This is a genomic window from Actinoplanes sp. NPDC049316 (assembly GCF_040677315.1).
Classification (GTDB): Bacteria; Actinomycetota; Actinomycetes; order Mycobacteriales; family Micromonosporaceae; genus Actinoplanes.
In genome coordinates this window covers 228,326-231,755 of the sequence record NZ_JBFAQM010000010.1, presented here as the reverse complement: position 1 = coordinate 231,755, position 3,430 = coordinate 228,326, and the positions used below count along the sequence as shown (strand labels likewise).

General features: G+C 68.4%; 2 protein-coding genes. Both read right to left on the bottom strand.

The window, feature by feature from the left end; all coding sequences use genetic code 11:
* Nucleotides 1–292: 292 nt before the first annotated feature.
* Nucleotides 293–988, bottom strand: coding sequence for a hypothetical protein (locus AB0K03_RS18455; RefSeq protein ID WP_364686111.1), 696 nt, complete (start codon nt 986–988; stop codon nt 293–295).
* Nucleotides 989–2,362: 1,374 nt separating this feature from the next.
* Nucleotides 2,363–3,139 (bottom strand): SAM-dependent methyltransferase, encoded by a 777-nt coding sequence (locus tag AB0K03_RS18450; RefSeq protein WP_364686108.1) that lies wholly within the window; start codon nt 3,137–3,139, stop codon nt 2,363–2,365.
* Between the last annotated feature and the right edge of the window lie 291 nt (nt 3,140–3,430).

Here is a 3,430-nt window from a genome sequence, read left to right as displayed (position 1 = left end):
CCCCCCGGATCATGCGTACGACAGGGGCAGTAAGTCATACCGGACCGAGCGACCGAGCAGTCCCCACCGGGGACGATCAAAAAGGTAACGGGGGGGGGCCGCCACCGCGCCTCCGCCGCCGCCACCGCCGCGCCGCCGCCACCGCCGCCATCGCCGGGGGGCGGACGCCCGGAGGCCGACGCCGCCGATGCCGCGGCCGCCGCCGGGGCGGGCGGCGCTTCGACCGGGCTGCTGGTGCAGGGCCGCCGAATTGTCCACGGCGTCGCAGGTCCAAGCGGCCCCGGTCCGATGCTCATAGGGTGTACGGCTGCCAAGAGAACCGGTGTGCGATGGTGGGGTCGTCCTGGAGAAAGCCGACGAACGCTTCGACGACGTCCTCGACGTTCGTGACTTCCGCACGATAATGCCGGTCGGGCGTACCTTCTCTGCGCTCGAGCGCATACCAACCGTTGCGGGTTCCCGCCCTTTCTCCGTATCCGACCTGGACGTACCAGTCGTCGGACCGCTGGAGCACCGCGAAATAATCGTCCGCGCCCACTCCGGCCACGACCCGGCGGACAGCCTCGGCATCCGGGTCGCGTGACGAACGACCGTCCGCGGAGCTGAGCTCGAACCGCCAAGGCCGGCCCCAAGGCGTACGCAGTTGCTTCGTCTGCGGGTCGTAGCAGTTCAGGGAGTGTTCCTCGGCCAAGCGGGCCGCCCATGCCGAGACTTCATCGCAGCGGCTCCACACCATCGGCAGGTACGCCAGCGGCCCGCTCGCCTGGCTCATCAGTGGCCCAGCCGCCCAGGGCCCGCCGTCACCGGCATCGGGGTCTGTGTCCGGATAGCGGTCCAGCAGCGCAGTGAGGTATTCGGCGATTCGAGCTGTGGGCTCCACCACCTCCCCGGACTCCAGGAATCGATCGAACAGCACTTCGAACTGTGCCGCAGCGGTGACGTCGTTCGCCGGCCGGTCGCCTTCCCAGACGGCTAGGTCATATGACATGGCAGGATCCTAAACGGCGGCGTCCCGGTCAATGGTGGTTGTCCACAGTCGAACGGCTGGCAGTCGCGTGCCGGGCTGTCATCACCCGGTCGCTGCCGCTCGGACCTGGTCAACGAAGTCGCTGTCACCCCGGCTCTCCTCACTCGGTCTCCGCCTCCCGTCCTCTATCCCCAGATCGGCCCGCCCGCGCAAGGGCACGGGCGGGCGAGAGTTCTCTCCTCGGCCCTTCAAAGTCGACGATGATCTTCGGGTTGAGGTCATGTTGCGACAACAGGGACGGTACTCCCGAAGGGCATTCTCCGGCCCGAAGGTTAGTCAGATCCTGTCGACGGTGGACCAGTTATTCCGCTGTGGCGATCGTCGCTTTTTCGGCGTGATCGTTAAGTGGAGCGGCGGGGCGGGTCGCGGAACAATTCAGGGATGCGGCAGCTTCAGTTTTTCTCCTCGGCGGAATTGGCGGTGATGCGCGACCGGACCGCCGCGCGGAACTACTGTCCCGCACGCGAGGAGTTTCGCCGTGAGCATGCTCGTCATCGGGCGTGGGGGCTCGCGCAGAGGCACGCCACGAAGTTGCGTCGCGCGCACGGCGATCGTGACAGCCACCCGTCTGTCGCTGCTCGCGTTGTTGTCGCCGCTGGTCGCAACACGGACCGGCCGGCGAGCCTGCGAAGCGAGGCGACGCCGACCTCACGGTGCCGGGCGGTGGCATCGACGGACGGGGCGGGAATGGACCGTCGTCCCGTGAGCGCGTCCGGGTCGGAGCGTGCGCGGGTGCGGCCCGTGCAGCGGGCAGAGGCGCATGACGCGATGCGGGCGGCAGCAGTTGCCGGTGACGCTACGGGCGAGGCGGCAGCGGTTCCAAGCGTCACCTCGGCTGCGTCGGCAGCGGTTGGAGGCGTCACCTCCGCTGCGTCGGCAGTGGTTGCAGACCTCACCTCCGCTGCGTTGGCAGCGGTAGCTGACGTTTCCGCTGCGTCGGTTAGAGACGTCGCCTCCGCCGCGTCGGCAGGGGTGGTGAGTGTGGCTGCGGCGGAGCGGGTGGAGTCACCTATGGTGCAGGAATCCGATTCCGGCCGGTGCTTCTCACGAGATCCCGTTGAGCGAACCGCTGCCGCGGGCGTCCCTGCGGCACATTCGGCACCCGCAGGTCGATATCGCGTCAAGTGCCGGGAAGAACCCGGCGGGGAAAGTGGCGCGATGAAGCAGAATCGCGTCAAGCGGGGCCGCGAATGCGCCGGCACAAGCGGCAAGGTTTGGTTAGTCGAGCATTTGATGAAACTCATGTCCGCGCTGCCGACCTCAGGAACCAGTTCGCGCTCGAATGCTGCCGCATCGTTTATGACATTGAGGCCGGCGGCGGCGCCTCGTGGCGTGTCAAGGTTTGCGGCCCACCGCGCAGTACACGTCGAGCGCCTCCGGCCGGGTGCCCGGTTGCGACCGCCACAGGGGGGTCGACACCACTCCCGGCTCGAGCAGCTCCAGGCCTTGGAAGTAGCCGCCGATCTCCTCGGGGGTGCGCAGGTTGTACGGGTGGCCGCTCTGCTTGGCCACCCGCTGGCTCTCCACGCTCTGGGCGCTTGTGCTCGTCCCGTCGCTCACCGCCAGGTAGCTGCCCGGCGGTACGGCGTCGAGGAGCCGCTCGACGATCGATCGGGCCTCGGCGTAGTCGGCGACGTTGCCGAGGATGCCGATCATCGTCACCGCCACGGGCTTGCTGAAGTCGAGCGTCTGGCCGGCCTCGCGCAGGATGCGCTCCGGGTCCTCGACGTCGGAGTCGATGTACGCGGTCTTGCCCTCCGGCGAGCTCGTCAGCAGCGCACGGGCGTGTGCCAGGACGAGGGGATCGTTGTCCACGTAGACGATGCGCGACGCGGGTGCCACTCGCTGCGCCACTTCGTGGGTGTTGTCCGCCGTCGGCAGGCCGGTGCCGATGTCCAGGAACTGCCGGATGCCCCTCTCGCCGGCGAGGAGCGTGACCGCCTGGATGAGGAACCTCCGCTGGGACTGGGCGACCCCTGCGATCCCCGGGTTCGCCGAGCGGAGCGCCTCGCCCAGCTCCCGGTCGACGGCGAAGTTGTCCTTGCCGTCCAAAAGGTAGTTCCACACCCGTGCGCTACTCGGTCGAGTGACGTCGATGTCAGGATCGGTCATCGCATCCCCTTCGAAGAGCGGCCGTCAGAGAGCGATCCTAGTCAATCCGGCGTCCGCAAGGCCCGCCCAGGGCGCGAGGCTTTGCGTGCCCGCCTCTCGCGTGGCCGGCCATTGACTGTCAGCAAAAGAGGCGTTGTCTGCTTGTCCTCCGCGGGTCCGACCGGCCGTTGCCGGTCAGTGAGCCGTCGCGGTGGGTTCGGCTGGCTGTTGCCGGTGGGCGATCGCCGCCCGGGTCTTCTGGCTGATCCGCTGCTCCAGGTCGGCGACGAGCCGGTGGATGTGGCGTCGTGG

Bases quoted from the DNA above. Each gene is read 5' to 3' on its own strand.
- AB0K03_RS18450 (WP_364686108.1), bottom strand. From the start codon at position 3,139: ATGACCGATCCTGACATCGACGTCACTCGACCGAGTAGCGCACGGGTG.
- AB0K03_RS18455 (WP_364686111.1), bottom strand. From the start codon at position 988: ATGTCATATGACCTAGCCGTCTGGGAAGGCGACCGGCCGGCGAACGAC.